The organism is Mycolicibacterium chitae, assembly GCF_900637205.1.
Lineage (GTDB): Bacteria > Actinomycetota > Actinomycetes > Mycobacteriales > Mycobacteriaceae > Mycobacterium > Mycobacterium chitae.
Map to the genome: position 1 here is coordinate 2,879,717 of NZ_LR134355.1, position 22,242 is coordinate 2,901,958.

Annotated in this window: 20 protein-coding genes; 7 read left to right on the plus strand and 13 right to left on the minus strand. The window is 67.2% G+C overall.

Going from position 1 to position 22,242, the window contains the following annotated elements; translation table 11 throughout:
* The first annotated feature begins 28 nt into the window (after positions 1–28).
* From EL338_RS13550 to EL338_RS13580, 7 genes are all read left to right on the plus strand, one after another.
* On the plus strand, positions 29–817 hold the full coding sequence (locus EL338_RS13550) for an SDR family NAD(P)-dependent oxidoreductase (RefSeq protein ID WP_163792150.1): 789 nt from the start codon (positions 29–31) through the stop codon (positions 815–817).
* 34 nt (positions 818–851) lie between these two features.
* On the plus strand, positions 852–1,985 hold the full coding sequence (locus EL338_RS13555) for an acyl-CoA dehydrogenase family protein (protein WP_126334226.1): 1,134 nt from the start codon (positions 852–854) through the stop codon (positions 1,983–1,985).
* Positions 1,982–3,778 carry an enoyl-CoA hydratase gene (locus EL338_RS26160; RefSeq protein WP_163792151.1) on the plus strand — a complete coding sequence of 599 codons (1,797 nt, stop codon included), beginning with the start codon at positions 1,982–1,984 and terminating at the stop codon, positions 3,776–3,778. Before EL338_RS13555 ends, EL338_RS26160 begins: the two co-directional genes overlap by 4 nt.
* 23 nt (positions 3,779–3,801) lie before the next feature.
* A complete protein-coding gene (locus EL338_RS13565; RefSeq protein ID WP_126334227.1) occupies positions 3,802–4,611 on the plus strand; it encodes an enoyl-CoA hydratase/isomerase family protein in 810 nt (269 codons plus the stop codon).
* A gap of 2 nt (positions 4,612–4,613) precedes the next feature.
* Entirely contained in the window at positions 4,614–5,375 is a 762-nt protein-coding gene (locus EL338_RS13570) for an SDR family NAD(P)-dependent oxidoreductase (protein WP_126334228.1), read from the plus strand.
* A 72-nt stretch (positions 5,376–5,447) separates the two neighbouring features.
* Positions 5,448–6,029: a TetR/AcrR family transcriptional regulator gene (locus tag EL338_RS13575; protein ID WP_163792153.1), complete on the plus strand. Its 582-nt coding sequence runs from the start codon at positions 5,448–5,450 to the stop codon at positions 6,027–6,029.
* Between the two features lie 114 nt (positions 6,030–6,143).
* Complete coding sequence (locus tag EL338_RS13580) at positions 6,144–7,691, plus strand: class I adenylate-forming enzyme family protein (protein ID WP_126334230.1); 1,548 nt, start codon at positions 6,144–6,146, stop codon at positions 7,689–7,691.
* Positions 7,692–7,747: 56 nt separating this feature from the next.
* Here EL338_RS13580 and EL338_RS13585 read toward each other — a convergent pair whose 3' ends face one another.
* From EL338_RS13585 to EL338_RS13645, 13 genes are all read right to left on the minus strand, one after another.
* Positions 7,748–9,166, minus strand: a complete 1,419-nt coding sequence (locus EL338_RS13585) for an MCE family protein (protein ID WP_126334231.1) — start codon at positions 9,164–9,166, stop codon at positions 7,748–7,750.
* A 1-nt stretch (position 9,167) separates the two neighbouring features.
* Positions 9,168–10,298 (minus strand): MCE family protein, encoded by a 1,131-nt coding sequence (locus tag EL338_RS13590; RefSeq protein ID WP_126334232.1) that lies wholly within the window; start codon positions 10,296–10,298, stop codon positions 9,168–9,170.
* Entirely contained in the window at positions 10,295–11,563 is a 1,269-nt protein-coding gene (locus tag EL338_RS13595) for an MCE family protein (protein WP_235666140.1), read from the minus strand. Before EL338_RS13595 ends, EL338_RS13590 begins: the two co-directional genes overlap by 4 nt.
* Positions 11,560–12,870, minus strand: coding sequence for an MCE family protein (locus EL338_RS13600; protein WP_126334233.1), 1,311 nt, complete (start codon positions 12,868–12,870; stop codon positions 11,560–11,562). Before EL338_RS13600 ends, EL338_RS13595 begins: the two co-directional genes overlap by 4 nt.
* Entirely contained in the window at positions 12,867–13,895 is a 1,029-nt protein-coding gene (locus EL338_RS13605) for an MCE family protein (RefSeq protein ID WP_126334234.1), read from the minus strand. The genes EL338_RS13600 and EL338_RS13605 overlap by 4 nt, the downstream gene beginning before the upstream one ends.
* Positions 13,896–13,911: 16 nt before the next feature.
* Positions 13,912–15,309: an MCE family protein gene (locus EL338_RS13610; RefSeq protein ID WP_126334235.1), complete on the minus strand. Its 1,398-nt coding sequence runs from the start codon at positions 15,307–15,309 to the stop codon at positions 13,912–13,914.
* A gap of 3 nt (positions 15,310–15,312) precedes the next feature.
* Complete coding sequence (locus EL338_RS13615) at positions 15,313–16,176, minus strand: ABC transporter permease (RefSeq protein ID WP_126334236.1); 864 nt, start codon at positions 16,174–16,176, stop codon at positions 15,313–15,315.
* On the minus strand, positions 16,173–16,883 hold the full coding sequence (locus tag EL338_RS13620) for an MlaE family ABC transporter permease (RefSeq protein WP_126336855.1): 711 nt from the start codon (positions 16,881–16,883) through the stop codon (positions 16,173–16,175). Before EL338_RS13620 ends, EL338_RS13615 begins: the two co-directional genes overlap by 4 nt.
* Before the next feature lie 708 nt (positions 16,884–17,591).
* Positions 17,592–18,848 carry a thiolase family protein gene (locus tag EL338_RS13625; protein WP_126334237.1) on the minus strand — a complete coding sequence of 419 codons (1,257 nt, stop codon included), beginning with the start codon at positions 18,846–18,848 and terminating at the stop codon, positions 17,592–17,594.
* Between the two features lie 3 nt (positions 18,849–18,851).
* A complete protein-coding gene (locus EL338_RS13630; protein WP_126334238.1) occupies positions 18,852–19,634 on the minus strand; it encodes an enoyl-CoA hydratase/isomerase family protein in 783 nt (260 codons plus the stop codon).
* A 15-nt stretch (positions 19,635–19,649) separates the two neighbouring features.
* On the minus strand, positions 19,650–20,420 hold the full coding sequence (locus tag EL338_RS13635; protein WP_126334239.1) for an SDR family NAD(P)-dependent oxidoreductase: 771 nt from the start codon (positions 20,418–20,420) through the stop codon (positions 19,650–19,652).
* The gene (locus tag EL338_RS13640; RefSeq protein WP_163792155.1) at positions 20,417–22,018 is read right to left on the minus strand and encodes an AMP-binding protein; all 1,602 of its coding nucleotides are present in this window, start codon (positions 22,016–22,018) and stop codon (positions 20,417–20,419) included. Before EL338_RS13640 ends, EL338_RS13635 begins: the two co-directional genes overlap by 4 nt.
* Complete coding sequence (locus EL338_RS13645; protein ID WP_126334241.1) at positions 22,018–22,227, minus strand: hypothetical protein; 210 nt, start codon at positions 22,225–22,227, stop codon at positions 22,018–22,020. The genes EL338_RS13640 and EL338_RS13645 overlap by 1 nt, the downstream gene beginning before the upstream one ends.
* Positions 22,228–22,242: the final 15 nt, after the last annotated feature.

Here is a 22,242-nt window from a genome sequence, read left to right on the forward strand (position 1 = left end):
CTTTAACTAACTGGTAAGCTTTTAAATGATGAGCAACTCGAACCTGGACGGTGCTGTGGTCGGCCAACTCGCGAACCAGATCGCGATCGTGATGGGAGCCGGTCGCGGTATCGGCGCCGCCATCGCGCAACGCTTCTCCGACGAAGGTGCGACGGTGGTGGTCGCCGACATATCCCAGTGTGGGGCCGAAGCGCGCGCCGCGGCCATCGGCGGGTCGGCGATCCCGGCGCGTTGCGACGTCGCCGACGAAGCCGACGTCGCAGCCACCCTCGAGGCCGCGGTCGCCCGGACCGGCGGCCTGGACATCGTGGTCAACTGCGCCGCCCTGGGGTCCGCGACACCGGTCGCCGACACCGACCGCAGCGACTGGGACCGGGTGCTGGGCATCACGCTGAACGGCACCCTCCACACCATCAAGCACGCCGTGCCGCACCTGCGGAACCGGGGCGGTGGCTCCATCATCAACATCTCGTCGATCGCCGGTCGCCGCGCCATGCCCGCGATGGCCGCGTACAGCGCCGCCAAGGCCGGTGTCGATGCGCTGACCCGGACCGCGGCGATCGAGTTGCGCCCGGACAACATTCGGGTCAACGCCATCGTGCCGGCGATGATCCGGACCGACGCCGCCACCGGCGCCACCGGCGTGCTGTCGACCGCACTCGGGATGCCGGTCGACCGCTACGTCACCGATCGCCAGCATCGGTGGGGAGATCCGGACGAAGTCGCGGCGGTGGCAACGCATCTCGCCGGCCCCGATGCGTCGTTCACCACCGGACTGTTCTACATGCTCGACAACGCCTCGACCCTGCTGCCCTGACCATCCCAGATTCGCCCCAGGAGGACCCGTCCTTATGCCGACCACCGTCGACAACCCGTTCGTCGAAGCCGCGCGCGCGTTCGCGCAGAAGGAATGCGGCTCGGCGGAGCAGCGCAGGAAGCTCCGCGGCGACGGATCGCTGACCCACAACCCGGAGCTGTACGCCAAGCTCGCCGAGCTCGGCTGGATCGGCGCGTCCATCCCCGTCGCCTACGGCGGCGGCGGCGGAAAACCCAGCGACGCCTGTCGTCTCGTCGAGGAGATGGCCTACGGCCAGGCGCCGCTGTTCGGCCTGGGAGTGAGCCTGGTCAGCGCGACAATGGTCGAGCGGTTCGGCACCGAGGAGCAGAAGCGCGACATCCTCGGCGGCGTGTGCCGTGGCGAGGTGCTCGCCACCGCCATCAGTGAACCCGGGGCCGGCTCGGACCCGAGCTCGATGATCTGCCGCGCCGAGCGCCGCGGCGACACCTACGTGATCAACGGCCAGAAGACCTGGATCTCGTGTGCGCACATCGCGTCTCGAATCCTGGTGATGTGCCGCACCGAGGACACCGCCGACAAACACGACGGCATCACGATGTTCGACGTGCCGGCGGGCGCGGCCGGGATGACCATCCGCACCATCCCGACCCTGGGCGGTGACGAGGTCAACGACGTGTTCTTCGACGATGTCGTGGTCTCCGCCGACCAGGTGATCGGCACCGAGGGCCGGGCCTGGCATCAGATCATGCGCGGCCTGAACACCGACCGATTGATGTGCGGGGCAATGTTTCTCGGACATGCGCGGCGTACCTTCGAGGACTCCCTCGAGTACCTGAAACAGCGCGAGCAGTTCGGCCGGCCGATCGGCAGCTTCCAGGCGCTGCGGCACCGGATCGCGGATCTGGCCACCGAGCTCGAATGCTGTCGCCTGCTGGTCGACGACCTCGCCCAGAAGCTGGACGCCGACCCGGACCGGTGCGTGCCGCGAGAGGCCTCGATGGTGAAGCTGAAGGTCACCGAGACCGCGAAACGGCTTGCCATCGAAGGCATGCAATTCCTGGGCGGCGCCGGCTACACCCTGGACCACGACATGGAGCGTCACCTGCGGGAGTGCATCATCGGCACGGTCTACGCCGGCACCAGCGAGGTCCAGCGCGAGATCATCGGAAGGTCGTACGGGCTGTGAGCGCCGCATCCCCCACCCCCCAGATTCGGTACGAGCAGCCCAGCGCGGGGGTGGCGCGCATCGTGCTGGCCCGCCCGGACAAGCGCAACGCGCAAGACCGCGCGATGTTGCACGAACTCGACGACGCCTACCGGCGGGCCGTCGGGGACGAATCCGTCCGCGTCATCATCCTGGCCGCGGACGGGCCCGACTTCTCGGCCGGTCACGACCTGCGGGTCGACACCGCCTACGACATGACCGGTGTCACCCCGCGCACCCTCACCGGCGGCTTCACCGCGCCCGGAGCCGAGGGCTGGTACGCCACCGAGGCCGAACTCTTCCTGGGACTGTGCCTGCGCTGGCGGGACATCCCCCGGCCCACCATCGCGGCCGTGCACGGTCGGGTCATCGGCGGCGGCCTGGAGTTGATCTGGCCGTGCGACCTGATCGTCGCCGCCGACGACACCGTGTTCCACGACCCGATCAGCGCGTTCGGCTGCGCGGTCGCCGAGTACTTCGTGCACCCTTGGGAACTGGGGCATCGCCGAGCCAAGGAGATGCTGTTCACCGGCGAGCCCATCGATGCCTTCGATGCCGAGGCCCTCGGCATGGTCAACCGTGTCGTGCCCCGGGCGGATCTGGAATCCGAAACACTGGCGCTGGCCGAGCGGATCGCGGCGCGCCCGAGTTTCGGCATCCGGCTGGCCAAACGCGCGGTCAACAACGCCTTGGATCTGCAAGGTCAGCGGGCGGCGGTGGAGTGGGCCTTCGACGCCCACCACTTGGCGCACTCACACAACCGCGAGCTCTACGACAACCTCGTCGATCCCGCCGGCGCCGATCTGATCCGCGCCGAGGCGCGCAGCGGCCACACCCGTCCCCGTCCCAGCTACCTGACCAGATCCGAATCCAGCAAGGAGGATGCCGTGGAACGCCAGTTCACCACCGTCGTCGAGGGCGGCGACTACTTCGAGGGGGCGCGCTGGCGCGACGGGCGGTGGTATGTCTCCGACGCCCTCAAGGGCGTGGTGTGCGCGTTCGACGAAGCCGGCCGGCGCGAGGATCTGATGCAGGTCGACGCCCTGTGCTCCGGACTCGGTTGGCTGCCCGACGGCACGTTGCTGGTGGTGTCCATGAAGGACCGGACGCTGTTGGCGCGCGGCGCCGACGGAGCGGTGCGCCGCCACGCCGACCTGTCCGCCCTCACACCGCACTGGATCAACGACATGTACGTCGACACGCGGGGGCGGGCCTGGGTGGGCACCATCGGATTCGCCATCCACGAGGGTGAAACTCCGCGCCCCGGTGAGCTTTTCCGGGTCGACCCGGACGGGACGGTGGTCGTCGCCGCCCGCGACCTGTGGTGCCCCAACGGTGTGGTGGTGACCGCCGACGGCACCACCCTCATCGTCGCCGAATCGTTCGCCGCCCGGTTGACCGCATTCACCATCGGGGCCGACGGCACGCTGAGCGACCGGCGGGTCTTCGCCCAGTTCGGCCCCGCGCCGGACCTCGCCGGACCGGCCGAGATGATCGCGGCCACCGAACTGGCGCCGGACGGGATGACCATCGACTCGCAGGACCACGTCTGGGTTGCCGACGCGAACCACCAACGCTGCGTGCGGGTCTCCCCCGCCGGCGAGATTGTCGACGAGGTGGCCCATCCCGGCGGGGTCAACGTGTACACGTGCGCGCTGGGCGGGTCGGACGGTCGGCAACTGCTGCTGGCGGCGGCCGACGGATTCTTCGAAGCGATCCAGGGCGTGGGCGGCACCGCCGCCCTGCTGGCGACACCCGTCGACGTTCCCGCCTGACCCCGAAACCGACAGGATTGATGATGAGCAACCCCGAAACCCCCGTCAGCGGCGGCGATTCCGAAGTTCACTACGAAGTTCGGGACGCGGCCGCATGGATCACCCTCAACCGACCGGCCGCGCGTAACGCCCTTTCGCTCGAGCTTCTCGACGGCGTCGGTGCCGCCCTGGACGCCGCGGCCCAGGATCCGGCCGTGCGGGCCGTGGTGATCGGCGCGACCGGCACCGCCTTCTGCGCCGGCGCGGATCTCAAACGCGTGGGCGCGATGGACGATCACAGCAGCGTCGTGGAGTTCCTGAAAGCCGCCGCCGCGTTGTTCGATCGGATCACCGAGCACCCGCAACCGGTGATCGCCGCGGTGCAGGGCATCGCGGTGGCCGGGGGCCTGGAACTCGTGCTCGCCTGCGACCTCGTCATCGCCACCACCGACGCGGCGTTCAGCGACGGCCACGCCCGGTACGGGCTGTTCCCGGCCGCCGGCGGCGCCACCCGACTGCCGCGCAAGATCGGGCCCAACCGGGCCAAGCAACTGCTGTTCACCGCCGAAAGCTGGACGGCGCAACGGATGTACGAGGCCGGCCTGGTGACCGAGGTGGCGCCGGCCGACGAACTGGGCGCGGCGGTAGGCGCGCTCGTCGAACGCATCGCGCGGCACAGCCCGCTGGGTATCACCGGGATGAAGCGCCTGGTCGACAACGGCTCGGACCAGAGCTTGCCGGCCGCGCTCGCGGCGGAACTCGAGGCGTGTACGGAGTACGCGCGCAGTACCGACTTCGCCGAGGGGTTGCGAGCCTTCGGCGAACGTCGCGAACCGAAGTTCGTCGGGGCGTAATCATGCAGATCGAGAACAAGGTCGCCGTCGTGGTCGGCGGCGGGTCGGGGCTGGGCCGCGCGGTGTGTGCCGAGTTCGCGGCCGCCGGTGGGCGAATCGCCGTCATCGACCGCGACGAGGACGCGGCGCGCCAGGTGGCGGCGGGCTTGCCCGATGCGCTGGCCGTACCGGCCGACATCACGTGCGCGGCCGCGATGGAACAAGCCATCGATGCGGTCCTGGATGCCTTCGGCGCGTTGCACTTCGACATCAACACCGCCGGGGTGGTCACCGCCGCGAAGTTGGTGTCGCGGGGGCGGCCGGCCGAACTGGACGCGTTCGAGCGGACCGTCGGGGTCAACCTGGTCGGAACGTTCAACGCCATGCGGGTCAGCGCGGCGGCCATGCTCCGCAACGAACCCGAGGACGGCGAACGGGGCGTCATCGTCAACACCGCCTCCGGCGCGGCCTACGACGGCCAGAGCGGGCAGGCGGCCTACAGCGCGAGCAAGGCGGGCGTCATCGGGCTCACCTTGCCGGTGGCGCGCGACCTGGCCGGCAGCGGAATTCGGGTGAACGCCATCGCACCCGGCCTGTTCGACACCCCGATGTCGGCCGGGCTGCCCGACCCGGTCCGCGACGGGTTGCTCGAGTCGGTGCTCGAACCCAAGCGCCTGGGCCGTCCGGACGAATTCGCCCGGCTGGCGCGGCACCTGGTGGAGAACGAATACCTCAACGGCGAGTGCATTCGCCTCGACGCGGCGACCCGCCTACTTCCCCGATGAGCAGTCCGACCAGTACAGTTATCTTTACTAGCGAGAATGGAATGCGCGCTGGCGCAGCGGGAGGGAGTCCGGATGGCACGCCGACGCGTCACCACCGTGCAGGAACTGGTGGATGCCGCGGCACGGGTGTTTCAGCGGGTCGGCTACGTCGACGCGACGATTGCCGACATCGCCGCCGAGGCCGGGGTCAGCAAACCGACGGTGTACCAGTACGTCGACTCGAAGCGCTGGTTGCTGGAAACCATCGTCGAGCAGGTGATCTATCCGCTTCGACACAACATCGACCAGATTCTCACCAACGATGATCCGCCTCGTGACAAGCTCGTCGCCTTCATCCGCGTCCACGTCGAATCGGCGATCACCTATCGGACGTACTACGCCGTTCTCACCGCCGATCAGCATCAGCTTTCGCCGCAGGCGTTGCGCAATTACCGGTCCTGGGCCCGCGACGTCAACCACGCCACCGAGAAGTTGCTGCACAAGTGCGTCGAATCGGGCGTCATCCGAGACGATCTCGACATCGGCATCTCCGCGCACCTGCTCAACGGGATGTTGTTGTCCATCGCCCGCTGGTTCCACACCACCGGCCGCGTCCCCGCCGAGCAACTCGTGGATCAGGTGCTGGGGATGCTCAGCGGCTACATCCTCGACTGAGTCGGCCCTTCTCCCACGTCGTGTGACGCCGGCACAATCTAACCGGCGAGTAATGCTTGGGCGTCCCGTCGCGCCGCCCACGTCTGTGAATCCAACGAAGTCAGGAGACTCGTCGTGACGAATCCCGCCGAGGTACTGCGCCGAAATGCCGCGACCGCCGGCCACAAGGCCGCCCTCCGGTTCGAGGGGAGGACGCAGACCCACGCCGAATTATATGACCGCGCAAAGCGACTCGCCAATGCGCTGCGGACCCACGGCGTCGACGCCGGCGACCGGGTCGCCGTCGCGGCGGACAACTGCTTCGAGACGCTCGAGATGCTGGCCGGCCTGACGCTGGGCGGCTATGTGCGCTGCCCGCTGTACACCCACGACGGCCCGGAGCGGCATCGCTATCTCATCGAGCTCACCGAACCCGCAGCGATCATTCTGCAGGACAAGTACTTCCACACACTGGCACCAGTACTCGGGGACTGTCCGTCCATCCGCACCGTGGTGGTTCTCGGCGCCGATGTGGTGCCCTCGGCCCACGACTACGAGGCACTGTTGAGCGCTGCCGCTGCCGACGAGCTGGACTCCGAACCCGCGCCGGAGGACCCGCACCAGATCCGGTTCTCCGCGGGTACCACCGGTCTACCCAAGGGCATCCTGCACACACTGGGTTCGTGGATGGATGCCGGTGACGAGGTCCTGGCCGACATCTCGCCACCCCTGACCGCGCAGGACCGCTACCTTGCGGCGAGTCCGCTGACCCACGCGGCCAGCGTCCCGGTCTGGCCGACCCTCGCGGCCGGCGGCACCATCGTCGTCATGCCGGCTTTCGACGCCGGAAAGTTCTTGGAACTGGTGGAACAGGAACGCGTCACGCTCACGCTGCTGGTGGCCACCATGGTGCAGATGATCACCACCCACCCCGACGCCGGAGCGCGGGATCTGTCCAGTCTGCGTGCGATCCTCTACGGCGCATCTCCGATACCGGAAACGACCTTGGTCGCCGCGCTGAAGCTCTGGGGCAACGTGATGTATCAGAGCTACGGCCAGAGCGAAGCGATTCCGGTGGCGGCGCTGCTGCCCGAGCACCATGTCGTGGACGGCACCCCCGAACAGCGCCGTCGCCTGCGGTCGGCAGGCAGGGCGACGCCGAACTCCGGAATCCGAATCCTCGACGAGGAGGACAACGTCCTGCCGCCCGGGGAAATCGGCGAGATCGTCGTCAGTTCGCCGGGGCGGATGAAGGAGATCTGGCGGGCGCCGGAGGTCACCGCGCAGCGCGTGACCGCGGACGGTTGGGTGCGGACCCGCGACATGGGCTGGTTGGACAGCGAGGGGTTCCTGTTTCTCGCTGATCGCAAGGAGGACATGATCATCTCCGGCGGGTTCAACATCTGGCCGGCCGAGGTCGAGAACGCCCTGGTCGAACACCCCGCCGTCCGCGAGGCTGCGGTCGTGGGTATTCCGCACGACAAGTGGGTCGAGACCCCGCACGCCGACGTGGTGCTCGAAGAAGGCGCTGCCGGAACGGTTTCCGCGGACGACCTGATCGCCTGGACGCGTGAACGGCTCGGCTCCTACAAGAAGGTCACCAGCGTCGAATTCGTGGAGGCGTTGCCGAAGACCCCGATCGGCAAGGTGTTACGCCGCGAGATCCGCAGTCGCTACCGCTGACCCCCAAGCGATTTCGGTGCGCTAGGTTGCGGCGTCCGCAACCCAGCGCACCGAGATCACGGGGTGAGCAGGCTCTGCCAGGTCCGCTTGCCCTCGGGGTTCGGCGCCAGGTTCGACTGGGTGAAGGTCTGTCCGTCCGGACCGACGTAGGTGCCGGTCGCCGGGTCGTACTCGGCGAACGCGACGGGCGGCACCGGATCCGGCGTCAACTGCGGAATGTCCTGCCCGGACAGCGTCGCGTTGGGATCGCCCTTCCAGCTGAACCCGTTGTTGAGCGGCACGTACTCTTCATCGCTCTCGCACATCTGCCACGTCGGTGCCCGCTTGCCCGGGCGCGTCACGCACGGGGTGTTGCGCGCGCCGCGCACGTTGAACGGCGAATCCTGCGGCGTCCGGCAGTACAGGTCGCCGGCGGGCCGGTCCGGGTAGTCCTGCAGCGACGCCACGCGCTGCTGGCGGACCGGCAGGAATCCGGTGGTGCACGGCGGCGGGAGGTTCACGTTGAGGTTGAAGCTCAGATAGGCGCCCGCGTAGTCCTGTTTGGTATTGCGGTTGGCCACCCCGATCGCCTGCATGGCGGCCGCGCCCTGCGGCAGCAGCACCAGCAATTGTTCGATGTTGTCGCGGTAGGTGACCGCGACCTCGCCGACACTGACCAGGTTGGCCAGCACGACCGGCAACGCGGGTGCGACCCGGTCGAAAAGCTCACGCGTCTCGGCCAGCGCGGGACCGCCGTGCTCGAGCACCCCGCGCACCTCGCCGTCGGTGTCGCGAATCTGGTCGGTGACGGTGGCGAGGTTGGCCGCCCAGGTGCGCACCGCGTCGGAGGTCTCGGTCTGGGTGTTGAGGACCGGGGCGGCGTTGTCCAGCAACGCAGTCCAGGCGTCCAGGTTCTGCTCGGCCTCCAGGGCGACCGCGACCGAACCCCTGACCAGTCGCGAGATCTCCGGTCCCAGACCACCGACGGCGAGGTAGGCCTCGTCGACGAGGGTCTTCAGATTGTCCTGCGGCACGGCCGCCAGTCCCGCATTCGTGGCATCGAGCAGATCGTTGATATCGGGTGGGACCGACGTGCGCTCGACGGTGATCACGTCGCCGTCTTCGAGGTCGGGGCCGTCGCCGCCGCGGGGCAATAGCGTGATGAACTGCTCGCCTACGGCGGTCTGGCTGTGCACCTGGGCGTCGAGGTCGGCCGGGATCTTGGTGTGCGAGTTAAGCTTCAGTTGCGCTCGCACGCCCCCGCCGCGCATCAGGTCCACCGAGGTGACCTCCCCGACCGCGGTGCCGCGGTAGGTCACGTTCGCGCGTTCGTAAAGGCCGGCGGCCTCGGGTAATTCGACGGTGACCCGGTAGGTTCCGATGCCGAACGCCAGGCTCGGCAACTTGATGTAGACCAGCATCAGCGACACGAAGGCCAGCGTCGATACCGCGCCAACGACGGCCAGTTGCATCCAGATCCGTTTACTCATGCGCATGTCAGCGGCCCTGGTCCATTCGGTAGGGGACGATCAGTGGGTTGCCGGCCGTGTAGGGGCTCGGGAGTTGTCCGATGGTGCGGCCCCACTGCAACTCCAGCAGCGTCAGGTCGCCCTCGAAACGGGTACCGGTGAAGAACGAGGAGTCCAGCCGGCTCAGCGTCAGGTCGATCACCGCGCTGAGGTTGGAATAGTCGCCCCGCTGCCACTTGGTGATGGTCTCCTTGGGCCAGGGGAACGTCGAGTAGAAGCTCAGGGACCTTGTCAGCGACGGTCCCGCATCGGCCAGCGACTTCAGCACCGGCCCCAGGTCCTCGAGTTCCTTGACCAGGTTCTCCTTGGTCAGATCGACCGATTCCCCGGCCAATTCGCTGAACCGGCCCATCTGGTGCAGCGCGTCGGTGAGGGTGTCACGCTGGTCCTGCAGGACGGTCAGGGCCTCGGGCAGGGTGCGCAGCGCGGTGTCGACGACGGGGCGTTGCGCGGCCACCTGACCGACGAGCGAGTTGAGGCTCTCGACGGCACCGATGATCTCCTCGGTCTGGTTCTCGCCATGCTCGATGAACAGGTCGACCTGCTCGATCAGGCTGCGCAGGTCATCTTCCCGACCGGCGAAGGCCGTGCTCAACGCCTGGGTGATGTCCTGAATGTTGCCGATCCCGCCTTGGTTGAGCAGCAGCGAGACCGCGGCCAGCGCCTGCTCGGTCGAGGGATAACGGCTACCCGAGGCCAGCGGGATCAGCGCCCCGTCCTGCAGCCGCCCCGTCGCCGGCACCTCGGTGGGCGGTGCGAGTTCGATGTGCAGGGAACCGAGCAGGCTGGTCTGGCCGACGGTCGCGGTGGCGTTCGCCGGCAACTCGACATCGCCGTCGAGCCGCATCGTCACCAGCGCGTGCCAGTCCTGCAACTCGATCTTGGTGACGTTGCCGACCGTGACATCGCCGACCCGCACCCGGGAGTTGCGCTCGATGTTGTCGACGTCGGGAAGTTGCGCCTGCACGGTGTAGGCGCCGGGCCCGCCGCCCGCGGTCCCCGGGAGCGGTAACGTGTTGGCGCCCTGCCACTCCGAGCAACCGGATACCGCCAGCGCGGTGGCGATCGCCAGCGCGGTCGTGGCCACCGTTGCCCTCATGATCCGCTCCCGGAGGGCAGCATCAGGGATTCCAGGCTATCGTTCGGTGGGATGTTGTTCGGTGGGATGTTGTTCGGTGGGATGTTGTTCGGTGGGATGTAGTCCGGCCGCAGCCAATCCTCGCTGTAGGTGATCTCGTTGGGACGTGCCGCGGGCCCGACGAAAAGGTTCTCCCCGATCGGCGGGAAGTTGTATTGCCGGTTCTTGACGATCGGCGCCAGGTACTGGGCGCAGAGCTTGGCGGACTGTTCGGCACCCAACCGCGATGCTGCCTGTACGGCACCGCAGATGAATCCGATCGGGTCGGCGAAGTTGGTGATCACCAGGGCGCTGGACATCGTGCCCTGGGCCGGTTGGTAGATGTTCAGGAAGTTCTGGAAAACATTGGGCGTCAGGTGCAGGGTCTGCTTGATGTCGTCGAGGCTGTCGTGCAGCGCTTGGCTGACCGAGGCCAGCTTGTCGGTCGTGGTCCCGATCGTCTCGCGGTTATCGGCGACGAAGGAGCCTACGTCGGCGACCACCGAATTGAGGTTGCGCACGGCCTGCGACACCTCGTCCGGGTCGTTGGCGAGCAAGCCGGTCACCGAGGCGATGTTCTGGTTGAGGTAGCGCATCAGGTCGGTGCTGTTGGTCAGCGCCGACACCAGTACCGACAGGTTCTCGACGGTGGAGAAGACATCGTCGCTGTGGTCGCCGAGCATCGAGAATGCCTGCGCCAGTTGCACGACGGCGTTGCGGATGTCGGCTCCCTGGCCGCGTACGTTGTCCGCCGCGGTGTTGATGTAGGAACCGAGGGTGCTCACTCCCCCGGCCTCCGTCGGTTGCAGGGTCTCGGTCAACCGCTCCAGTTGCTCACGGAAGTCGTCCCATTCCACCGGGACCGCGGTGCGCTCCTCGGGGATGACGGCGCCGTCCTCGAGTAGCGGCCCCCCGGTGTAGGCGGGGGTCAGCTGGATGGCTCGGGCGGTGACCAGCGAGGGCGACAGGATCACCGCCTTCGCGTCGGCGGGGACTTCGTACTTCGCCGGGTAGGAGAACCGGATCTTCACCCGGGTCGCCTGCGGTTCGATGGACTCGATCTTGCCGACGGTCACCCCCAGGATGCGCACCTCGTCGCCGACGAAAATGCCGTTGCTGTTGGCGAAGTAGCCCTCCACCGTGATGCGCCGCAGCCCATCGCCGGGCCAGACCGTGACCAGCGCGCCGATGAGTACGGCGATCAGGACGACCGCGGTCCCCAGCCGGTACTTCGTCGATGTGGTCACGGTGTCTCCTCTCCGGACGGTGCTACCTCGTTGGGCACCGGCACATGGACCGGACTCGGCGTGGGTTCGGGTACCGAGGCCAGCGCCGGCGGCGTTTCGGCCGGCGGCCCGGGCGGCGGACCACCGGGTGCGGGTGCCGGCGGGGGTTCGCGGTAGGGATACCGCGGGTCGCCGGGCTTGCCGGTGATCGCATCGGGCAGCGTCATCCTGGGCTCGCCGCCCTGGCCCGTGCGTGGGAAGGGCACGGGCAGTGCGGGCGTCGCGGCCTGGCCGGTGGGTGGGTCGGTGCGCTCGGAGGGCAGCAGCACGCTCGGGTCCAGCCCCAGATCCGAGAAGGCCGCGTCGACGAACGGCTGCACGAACTGACCGGGCAGCAGGTTCGCGATATAGGCCGAGAAGAACGGTGCCGTGGACACCGATTCACCGAGCGACATCGCATAGGAGTTCAGCAGCTTGATCGACTCCTGTACGTCTTCCTTGCGATTGTCGACGATGGCCAGCACTCCGTTGAGCTTCTCCAGGGCCGGCCGCAACGTCTGGCGGTTCTCGCTGATGAATCCGCTGATCTGCTCGGCGACCGCGGCGATGCTTCCCGAGATGCGGTCCAGCGCTTGGCTTTGCGAGCGCAGCGCCACCAGCAGCGCATTGCTGTCGGCGATGAGGTCAACCACCTGACCGGTTCGCTCCGCGAGGACCGACGTCACCTTGTTCGCGTTGTGCAGGAGGTTGCGCAGCTGGTCGTCGCGCTTGTTGAGGGTTTCGGCAAACCGGGAGACCCCCTCGACGGCGATCTCGAGATCCGGCGGGGAGTCCTGGAACGTCTGCGCCAGCACCCGCAACGAGTCCGACAGTTGGTGTGTGTCCAGCCCGCTGATCGCGGTGGTCAGGTCGCCGAGCGCGTCGGGCAGGTCGTAGGGCGCACGGGTGCGGTCCAAGGGGATCGGTCCGTCGAGCGGTTGATCCCCGCGCGGCGTGAGCTCGAGAACCTTGGCACCGAGGATCGTCTGAGTCTTGATGGCCGCCTCGGTACGGTCACCGAGGTGAACGTCCGGGGCGACGCGGAAGCTCACCCAGACCCGCGGCCCGTCGAGTTCTATCCCGGACACCGATCCGACCTTGAGCCCCGACACTTGGACGTCGGCACCGGTGGTGATGCCGCCCGCTTCACTGAAGTAGCCCGAAAAGTCGTTGCCCTGGTTGAGGAACGGCAGCTTGTCGTATTGCAGCGCGCCGATGGCCAGCGCCAGGACGCTGACGATGCCGGCGGCCCCGACGACCAGCGGGTTTCGTCTCATCGAGGTGGTCATCGCGGCGCACACCTCCCGGTGCTCTGACCGGCGACCTTCACGAACACCGGTTGTCCGCCCTTCCCGTTCAGTTTGAGGACGATGTCGCACAGATAGAAGCTGAAGAAGTCGCCGTACAGCCCCTGGCGACCCAGGGCCTGGTAGGCCTCGGGCAGCGTGTCGAGCAGTTCGTCGACATACTCGTGGTCGGCCACCACCAACCCGGCGGTGCGGTCGGTCTCCGCCACCACCTTCGTCAGTGGCGGGCGGGCCTGCTGCAACAGGTCCGCAATGGAGCCCGCCGCCGAATCTGCGTGCGCCACCGCGGCACTGATGTCGGTTTTGCGGACTGCCAAACCGTCGACAAGTTCGGCCAACGCTGTCACTCCCCTGTCGAACTGCTGACTCTGGTCGCCGAACGCACCCAGCACGGTGTGCAGATTTGCGATCACTTCACCGATGAGTTGGTCCCGGTCCGCGAGCGTGTTGGTCAGGGCCGCGGTGTGCGACAACAAGGAGTTGATCGTGGCGCCCTGCCCCTGGAAGGCGTGGATCAGCTGGCCGCTCAGGGCGTTGACCTGGTCGGGATCCAAGGCGCGGAACAGCGGCCGGAACCCGCCGACCAGCGCGTCGAGGTCCAGAGCGGGTGCGGTCTGCGCCAGCGGGATGGTGTCTCCCGGCGCCAGCTTCGCCGTTGCGCCGGGGCCTTCCTCGAGACCGAGGTAGCGCCCGCCGATCAAGTCGTCGTAGCGGATCACGGCGCGGCTGCCTTCGGTCAGCACCACGGCATCGCTGGCGGTGAACTGCACCAGCAGGCTCGAATCGGGCTGCAGAGTAATCGATGTGACCTTGCCGACCTCGACTCCCGCGACGCGGACAAAGTCGCCACTCTCCAGGCCCGTGACGTTGCTGAACTCGGCACGGTAGTCCCGTTCGGCCGTGAAGCGCAGCTGAGCGAACACGGCGAACATGGCGAACAGTGCGAGCAGGCTGACCGTCAGAAATATGGCCAAACGCCAAATAATATGGCGCATTTCGACTTTCATCGCAGCGACGTGTCCTTCACTGAGGTGCCGGCGGATTGAACGGTTCGCTTCCGGGCGGCGGCGGGCCGGGTTCCCGGGGCTGCCCGGGTGGCGGGGCCGGCGGCAACCCCGGCCACAACGGCGTCCCGTCGGGTGCGTAGAGCTGCGCACCGTAGGCCGGCGCACCCGGATAGGGAATCGGGCCCGGGGCCGGCGGGCCGTGGTAGCGGATGCTGGGTGGCTCGGGCACCCCACGGGTGGAGGGGAAGTAGTTGGCGTAGCCGGGTATCCCGATGCCCGGGTTCGGCCGAATGTCCAATCCGGTTCCCCAACCGGTGTTGGTGATCAGCTGGCGGAGAGGGAAGTTGTTGTCCACGATGGGCAGCGATCCACAGCCGGGCGCTCCCCCGGGACCGCCCTTGGCCCCCACGATCGGCAGGTGCTCGGGATACCGATAGGGGTCGTCGCCGAGCAACAGCGCGACGTCGGTGGAGACGGACTTCCCGTTGATCCCGCCGGTGACGTCGTAGCCGCCGTTCTCCAGGAACCAATGCCCGCCCACCAGCATGCAGGTCAGCTGCGGGTCGTACTTGTGCACCAGGCGCGTCGTGGGTTCGAGGACGTTGACGGCGTTGACCAGGGCGTCCTTGTTCGGCCCCAGCAGATCGGTGCCGCTGCGCGACATTCCGGCGAGATTGATCAAGAGGTTGTCGAGGTGGTCCGAATGGCTGGTGATCGTCGTCGCGGTGGTGGTGGCGGCGTCGAGCACCGCGAGGATGTCCGCGGCCGCGGCGCTGTAGGTGTCGCTGAAGCCTTGCACGGCCTGCCAGTCGGCCCGGATCGTCTCGGCCCGCGGATTCAATGCCCGGAGCACGTTGTCGGCGGCCGTCGTGGCCCGGCCCAGGTTCTCCCCCTGTCCCCGAACGCCTTCGGCCACCGCCGCGAGCACCCCGTTGAGCTTGACCGGGTCAACGTGTGCGAGCACGTCGGTGAGATTTTGGAATACCGTGTTGACCTCGGTGCTGACGTTGTCCGCCGGGATCACCGCCCCGGCGCGCAGCGACTGGTCGGCGGCTGCGTCGGGGTACACCAGGTCGACGTATTTGGCGCCAAATGCGCTGGTGGCCTTGATCTGTGCGGTGACATTGGCCGGGATGTACTGCGCCTGCTCAGGGTCGATGTTCAGTTCCAGGCGGACCGGCTGGTGGCCGCCCTGGATGGCGCTGACGGAGCCGATCTGGATGCCGGACATCTTCACCTTCGCACCGCTTTCCAAGACCAGGCCGGAGCGGTCCGAGGTGACGGTGACCGCGATGCGCGGGGTGAACGAACGGGTGAACATCGCCCAGGTCCCCACCACCATGGCGGTGATGACCGTGAACAGGACCAACGTCCACCAACCGGGGTGCAGGGCTCGATCATGCCGGAGTTCCATGGGCTACCCCGCCAGGTTGAAGTTGCCGGATTGTCCATAGATGGACAGGGACACAAGCAATGTCACGAACGCGGATACCACCAGCGACGCGCGCACCGCGCGGCCGACGGCTTCGCCCACCCCCGCGGGGCCGCCGGAGGCGGTGAACCCGTAATAGGTGTGCACCAGCATCACCACCACCGCGATCGCGATCGCCTGCAGGAACGACCAGATGAGGTCGACCGGGTTGAGAAAGGTTGTGAAGTAGTGGTCGTAGACGCCGCTGGACTGCCCGTAGAAGAAGGTGGTGCCGACCCGGGCCGCGACAAAGGCGACCTGAACGGCGATGCAGTACAGCGGAATCACCACCAGCACGCCGGCCAACACGCGCGTGGAAACCAGGTAGGCGATCGATCGGATACCCATCACCTCGAGGGCATCGATTTCCTCGTTGATGCGCATGGCACCCAACTGCGCGGTGGCACCGGCGCCGACCGTGGCAGCCAGTCCGACACCCGCCACAGCCGGTGAGGTGATCCGTACGTTGAGGAACGCCGAGGTGAATCCGGCCAGCGCCTCCACCCCGACATCGGCCAATTGGTTGTAGGCCTGCACGGCGATCCACGCGCCGGCCGACAGGGTGAGAAAACCGACGATGACCAGGGTTCCGCCGATGATCGCCAAGGCCCCCATGCCGAGGCTCATCTGGGCGATCAGGCGCAGCAACTCGACTTTGTAGTTGACGACGGCGTCCCCGATACCCCGCAGCGCGTAGCCGTAGAACTGCGTCTGGCGACCGAGTCGGTTCCAGCTTTCCGCCCAGCGCGATAGCGTCCGCTGGGTCCTCGGGAACTGGCTGCTCGGCTTCGTGGGTGCGGTGGCGGTCATAGCGTCACCTTCACCGCGACGGCGGTGGCGACCACGTTGATCACGAACAGCGCCATGAAGGAGTAGACGACCGTTTCATTGACGGCGTTGCCGACCCCCGCCGGCCCGCCGCCCACCGAAATACCCTTGTAGCAAGCGATCAGGGCGGCGGCCAGACCGAATATGGAAGCCTTCACCAGGCACACGATGACCTCGGGAAGCCCGATCAACAGTGTCATCCCGGCGACGAACGCCCCGGGGGTGACGTGCTGGACGTAGACCGAGAAGAAGAAGCCGCCGACGATCCCGACGATCGTGACGACCGAAGCCAACAGGAACGAAACCAGGGTTGCGGCCAGCACTCTGGGTACCACCAGGGCCTGTACCGGATCGATGCCCAGCACCCGCATAGCGTCGAGTTCCTCACGGATGGTGCGGGATCCCAGATCGGCACACATTGCCGTGGCGCCCGCGCCGGCGATCACCAACACCGTCACGATCGGTCCAATCTGGGTGACCGCGCCCAGCGCGGCGCCAGTCCCGGAGAAGTCGGCCGCGCCGATCTCGACGAACAAAATGTTCAGCGTGAACACCGTCAGCACCGTGAACGGAATGGCCAACATGACCGTCGGCAAGATCGAAACCCGTGCGACAAACCAGGTCTGGGCCAGAAATTCACGCCAGGCGAACGGCGGCTTGAAGATCAGGCGCAGCGTATCGGCCGACATGAGAAAGAACTCGCCGATCGCTCGCACCGGTCGTGCGGCCGCCTGAGTGATCGTCACAGCCGAACCCCCTTCCCTTCCGGTACCCGACACGCAACCTCGAAGGCATCGCAGTCGGTTCCTAGCCGCAGGTCAGCCACGTGCGTCCACCTTTCCCGCGAGCTTTACCGGCCAGCCGGTAAAGTTGCCCTGAACGTAAGCTGTGTCACTTCGGGTGTCAAGGGTCGACACCACACGCCGACCCGGGTGGCAACAAACGCCCACGGCCCAGGACCACCCCGGACCGTTCCTGCATTCGTCGCCACCCAGTGAAGCTTTACTAGTTGGTAAAGTTATTAGACGGAGATTAACCAGCGGGTCCAGCGCTGTCAAGGATGACTCCGTCCAAGTTGCCGCCCCGCCCGGCTGATTGCGCCAGCACCGTCGAACCCGCTGGAAGCCACGGGACCTCACGCCGTTAATACGCTGATCTACAGCTGCTTTGAAGGACCGAGCCAGCATCCCGCCACGGGGCACCACCGGCCAACGCCGGCTCGAACGGAACGGCGGTCGAGGCCATGGACAGCGAGCCACGCGACCACGCCGTCGGTGGACCCGTTACGGGGCCCAAACCTATCTGACCAGAGAGTATTTATTCAGGTTTTCGGACGGATATCCCGGCGGTGCCGGCGCGGCAGCATGGGGCGCCGCGTCGGCGCTGTGTCAACCGGTTCAGCGGTCCGGGCGCTCCAAGATGGTCACCGCGCACACGGCGTTGTCGTTCCCGATGACCCCGCCGCCGTTCTCGGCCAGGCCGAAGCGCGGGTCGACCACCGCGTTACCGCCGGCCTCGCCGCGCAGCTGGATCGAGATCTCGTTGAGCATCATCAACCCGGTGGCACCGATCGGGTGTCCACGGGACACCAGGCCACCTGAAGGATTGACCGGAAGTTCGCCGCCGATCGCGGTCGCTCCCGACGCGGTGAACGCGCCGCCTTCGCCGCGTCCGCAGAAGCCGAGGTCTTCGAGGATGTGGATCTCGGCGAACGAACTGGCATCGTGCAGTTCGACCAGGTCGATGTCCGCTGGCGTCAGACCCGCGCTCCGGAAGGCGCGGCGACCGGCGATCACCGGCGCCCGGTCGTCCTCCCACGAGGCGTCGAACACGCCGCACGCCACCTCGCTGGCACGAATCCGCACGGCCCGCCTACGCACCTCGGCCGCACAGTTGTCGAGGTAGGACTGCGAGCAGATCAGGACTGCGGCGGCGCCGTCGCCGACCGGGGCACACATTGCCCGGGTCAGCGGGTCGCTGACCATCCGGTCCTTGAGCACCTGCGGCACCGTCAGCGGGAATCGGTACTGCGCCCGCGGATTGTGCACCGAGTTGTTGTGATTCTTGGCCGCCGCGATGGCGAGCTGCTCAGCCGTGGTGCCGTACGCCCGCATGTGGGTGTGGGCCCACATGCCGTAGAGGTCCATTGCCAAACTGCGCTCCGGGGCGGTCTCGAATTTCATCCCGTTGGCCACCGCGGTGCGCGCATACAGGTCGCGCCACGACTGCGGATCCAGCCAGTCGAGTGCTCCCTCCATCCCGCGCAGCGCCGCCCGCGGATTCTCCGGATCGACCATCTTTTCCACGCCGATCGCCAATGCCACGTCGCTGTGCCCCGACTGCACCTCGCGCAGGGCATTGCCGAACGCCTGAGATCCCGCGGCGCAACCGCCCTCGACGTTGGTCACCGGCGCCCCGCGCGGGAACAGTCCGTCATTGACCAACGGGGTGAAACACAACTGACCCTTGAGGTAGGGCTGGCCCTGGTTCTCCATCAGCATGTTGGAGAACCAGGCCGCGCCGATCGCGTCGGTGACCGCGAGCTTCGCGTCGGCAAGCACCCCGAGGTAGGCCTCGCGGGTCAGGTCCTTGGGGCCCTTGTCCGTGAACTTGCCCACGCCGGTCGCGTAGACCCCGAGAATGTATGCGTCCATGTCCTACCGTCCTTCGAAAACGGGGGCGCGCTTCTGCGTGAAGGCCGTCAGCCCCTCATGGAAGTCTTTGCTGCTCATGTGGTTTCGCAACAGCAGCATTTCGTGCCGAAGCCCGAGGTCCTCGTTGTGATCCAGCGCGGCGTTGGCCGCCTCCTTCATACCCTGCAGAACCAACGGACTCTTCTGGGCGATCTTGGTGCAGAACTGCTCCACGCAGGCCTGCAACTGGTCGTCGGGCACCACCTGGTACACCATCCCCCAGTCCCGCATGGTCTCGGCGGACACCGGATCCCCGCTGAACAACAAGGCTTTGGCGCGTTGCGGGCCGATCCGTCGGGGCAGCACGGCCGCGCCCCCACCGGCCGGCAATAGTCCGTAGTTGGCGTGCCCGTCGGCGAACGTGGCGCTCTCGGCAGCGAAGAGGACGTCGCAGAATAACAGCAGTTCGAAGCCGCCGGCCACCGCGGGCCCGTTGACCGCGGCGATCACCGGTTTGGGGCAGTTGCGCAGTGCGGTGAAGGCCGGGACGCTGGTTGCCACCCCATCCGGACCGGTGGCGCCTTCCTCTACCTCGCCCAGCACGAACTTGAGATCACCGCCCGCGCTGAAGGCGCGGCCGGCGCCGGTGAGGGCGATGACCCGCACATCCGGATCAGCGCTGGCTTGTTCCAGCGCATCCCGCAGCGCATTGAGCAGTTCACTGTTGAGTGCATTGAGGACTTCCGGCCGGTTGAAGCGCAGCCACTGCACTCTGCCGCGCCGGTACGTTTCCAAGATGTTCGACATGAGATTGATCAGCTCCTAATGGCGAGCGCGCAGCCCGGCATCCAAGCTGATGCAGGTGGCGTTGAAATAGGCATTGGTGATGATGTGCTCGATCAGCCGACCGATCTCGGGAGGGTCGCCCATCCGCTGGGGAAAGAGCACCGATTCCTGCAGCGAGGTCAGGACCGTCTCGGACACCTCCCCCGCCATCCCGGTCTCGAATATCCCGGGAACCACTGATACACAACGAATCCCGTCCTTAGCGAGATCGCGGGCGATCGGCATCGACATGCCCACCACGCCGGCCTTGCTCGCCGAGTAGGCGACGGTGCCCCGAGTGCCGTCCCACGCCGCACCGGAGGCGATGTTGACCAACACGCCGCGCTCGGCGGTGTCCGGGTCGGGCTCGTTGGTGACCATCTGGGCGGCCGCCAGCCGTACCACGTTGAAGACCCCGGTGAGGTTGACATCGATCACGCGCTGCCATACCTCGAGGCTGTGCGGGACGCCACCCTTGGCGACGGTCTTCATCATCGACGGGATCCCCGCGCAATTGACCGCGGCATGCACGGTACCGAACTGCTCGGTGGCGGTGCGGACCGCGTTCTCGACCTCATCGGCAGCACTGACATCCGCGCGTACCGCAACGGCCCTGTCGCCGAGTTCGGCGGCGATCTTCGCCAGCGGTTCCTCGGTGACATCGAGCAGCACCACGTTCGCGCCCGCGTCGTGCAGGGTTTGCGCCGTGGCCCGGCCCATCCCGGAAGCGGCGCCGGTCACGATGGCGCAGCGGCCGTCCAACTTCATTCACGTACTCCTTGATCGGTGAGTTGCGGTAGTTCCACCGCATCTGCCAGGCCCTGCTGTTTGAGCTTGTACTTCTGGACCTTGGCGGTTTCGGTCTTCGGCAGATCGTCGACGAAGCGGATGTAGCGCGGTATCGCAAAGCGGGGCAACGCCTCAGCGCAGACCGCGGCGATGGCCGCCAGGCTCGGAGCACGGCCCGGCTCGGCGACCACCGCCACAGCGATCTCGTCCTCGCCGAACTCGGAGGGCACCGGGTAGGCACCGCACTCCACCACGCCGTCGATGGGAGCTATGGCGTCCTCCACCGTGCGCGGCGAGATGTTCTCTCCACGGCGACGAATCATCTCTTTGAGGCGGTCGACGTAGTAGACGTAGCCGTCCTCGTCGATCCGCCCCGCATCGCCGGTGTGGAACCAGAAGTTCCGCGTCACGTTCAGGGTTTCATCCGGCTGATTCCAGTAACCGGTGGACATCGACCACGGTTCCTCGCAGCTGATGCAGAGCTCGCCGACCTCCCCTGGCGGCAGCGCACGATCGTACTCGTCGACGACACGAACCCGGTAGGGCGCGGCGGCCCGGCCGCAGGAGCCCAGGGGCACGGTGGCCTCCGCCGAGTTCAGGATCGGGATGTTGATCTCGGTGGCGCCGTACATCTCGAAGATCGGGATGCCGAAGCGTTCTGCGAAAGCGGCAACCAGCGTCTGCGGTGCCGGCACGATCAACGCGCGGGTGATGCGGTGGTCGCGATCGCGATACGACTCCGGTTGCGCCAACAGGAAATGCGCCATCGACACCACCATGTGCGCGACGGTCACGCGGTGGCTGCGGGCCTGATCCCAGAAGTTGCTCGCGCTGAACTTTCGGGTCAGCACCAGTCGCGCACCCGAGATCAGGCAGGCACCCACGTTCATGTACCTGCCGCCGCCGTGGAACAGCGGCAGCACGGTGATCAAGGTGTCCTCTGGGGTCAGCCCGAGGGCCTGCACGGTGCGCTCCCCCATGCGAACCGTGGCGCGATGCGGCAGTACGGCACCCTTGGGCAGGCCCGTGGTTCCCGAGGTGTACATGATCGATGCGGTATCCGGCCCGATGGCGGAGGTCTTCACGACCGCGGCGCTGTTCTCGATGAGGGCGTCGAGGACGTCCGGAGTGTCCGGAGTTGCACCGCAATCCGGCAAGACCGCGACGATCGGACCGCAGCCCGCCGGCAGCGCCGCCTCGATCTCGCCGCGTCGTCGGGCATCGATGACCGCCGCCCTGGGCGCGGCGTCGTGCAGGACGTGGCGCAAACTGGCCCCGACCAGACCGGGATTGATCGGCACCTCGATGGCCCGGATCTTGCTCAGGCCCAACATCACATAGACCGCACGAACATCGTTGGGGATCAACGTCAGCACCCGATCGCCGGCCGCCACGCCGCGCTCCCGCAGCGTCGCGGCAACGGCCGCGGCATGCTGGTCGAGGTCGCGGTAGGTGATCTCGGTCCCGTCGTCCTGCACGATGCACACCCGGTCGGGATCGCGGGCCGCCCAACGTTCGACGACGGTGCTCAGCACGGCGTCGGGCAGGTCGATCTCGCCGATTGCCTGCCTTTGCACTACAACTCCCCCGACAGCACCGGGGATTCGATCCGCTGCGCATCGGCGGTGTGCAGGCACGACCGGCATTTCACGACCCGCAACCAACCGCGGTAGTCGACCACCCGGTAACGCTCCAACGGCCGGACACCGCAGCGCTCACAGCCCTCGTCGACCTGCTCGGTCGCCTCGCTGATGAACAGTTCCGCGGGTTGGGGGTAGATCTTCATGGTCTGCTCCTCCAG

Bases quoted from the DNA above. Each gene is read 5' to 3' on its own strand.
- EL338_RS13575 (WP_163792153.1), top strand. From the start codon at position 5,448: ATGGCACGCCGACGCGTCACCACCGTGCAGGAACTGGTGGATGCCGCG.
- EL338_RS13610 (WP_126334235.1), bottom strand. From the start codon at position 15,309: ATGGAACTCCGGCATGATCGAGCCCTGCACCCCGGTTGGTGGACGTTG.
- EL338_RS13620 (WP_126336855.1), bottom strand. From the start codon at position 16,883: ATGTCGGCCGATACGCTGCGCCTGATCTTCAAGCCGCCGTTCGCCTGG.
- EL338_RS13585 (WP_126334231.1), bottom strand. From the start codon at position 9,166: ATGCGCATGAGTAAACGGATCTGGATGCAACTGGCCGTCGTTGGCGCG.
- EL338_RS13645 (WP_126334241.1), bottom strand. From the start codon at position 22,227: ATGAAGATCTACCCCCAACCCGCGGAACTGTTCATCAGCGAGGCGACC.
- EL338_RS13590 (WP_126334232.1), bottom strand. From the start codon at position 10,298: ATGAGGGCAACGGTGGCCACGACCGCGCTGGCGATCGCCACCGCGCTG.
- EL338_RS13630 (WP_126334238.1), bottom strand. From the start codon at position 19,634: ATGTCGAACATCTTGGAAACGTACCGGCGCGGCAGAGTGCAGTGGCTG.
- EL338_RS13615 (WP_126334236.1), bottom strand. From the start codon at position 16,176: ATGACCGCCACCGCACCCACGAAGCCGAGCAGCCAGTTCCCGAGGACC.
- EL338_RS13600 (WP_126334233.1), bottom strand. From the start codon at position 12,870: ATGACCACCTCGATGAGACGAAACCCGCTGGTCGTCGGGGCCGCCGGC.
- EL338_RS13605 (WP_126334234.1), bottom strand. From the start codon at position 13,895: ATGAAAGTCGAAATGCGCCATATTATTTGGCGTTTGGCCATATTTCTG.
- EL338_RS13565 (WP_126334227.1), top strand. From the start codon at position 3,802: ATGAGCAACCCCGAAACCCCCGTCAGCGGCGGCGATTCCGAAGTTCAC.
- EL338_RS13570 (WP_126334228.1), top strand. From the start codon at position 4,614: ATGCAGATCGAGAACAAGGTCGCCGTCGTGGTCGGCGGCGGGTCGGGG.
- EL338_RS13555 (WP_126334226.1), top strand. From the start codon at position 852: ATGCCGACCACCGTCGACAACCCGTTCGTCGAAGCCGCGCGCGCGTTC.
- EL338_RS13550 (WP_163792150.1), top strand. From the start codon at position 29: ATGAGCAACTCGAACCTGGACGGTGCTGTGGTCGGCCAACTCGCGAAC.
- EL338_RS13635 (WP_126334239.1), bottom strand. From the start codon at position 20,420: ATGAAGTTGGACGGCCGCTGCGCCATCGTGACCGGCGCCGCTTCCGGG.
- EL338_RS13625 (WP_126334237.1), bottom strand. From the start codon at position 18,848: ATGGACGCATACATTCTCGGGGTCTACGCGACCGGCGTGGGCAAGTTC.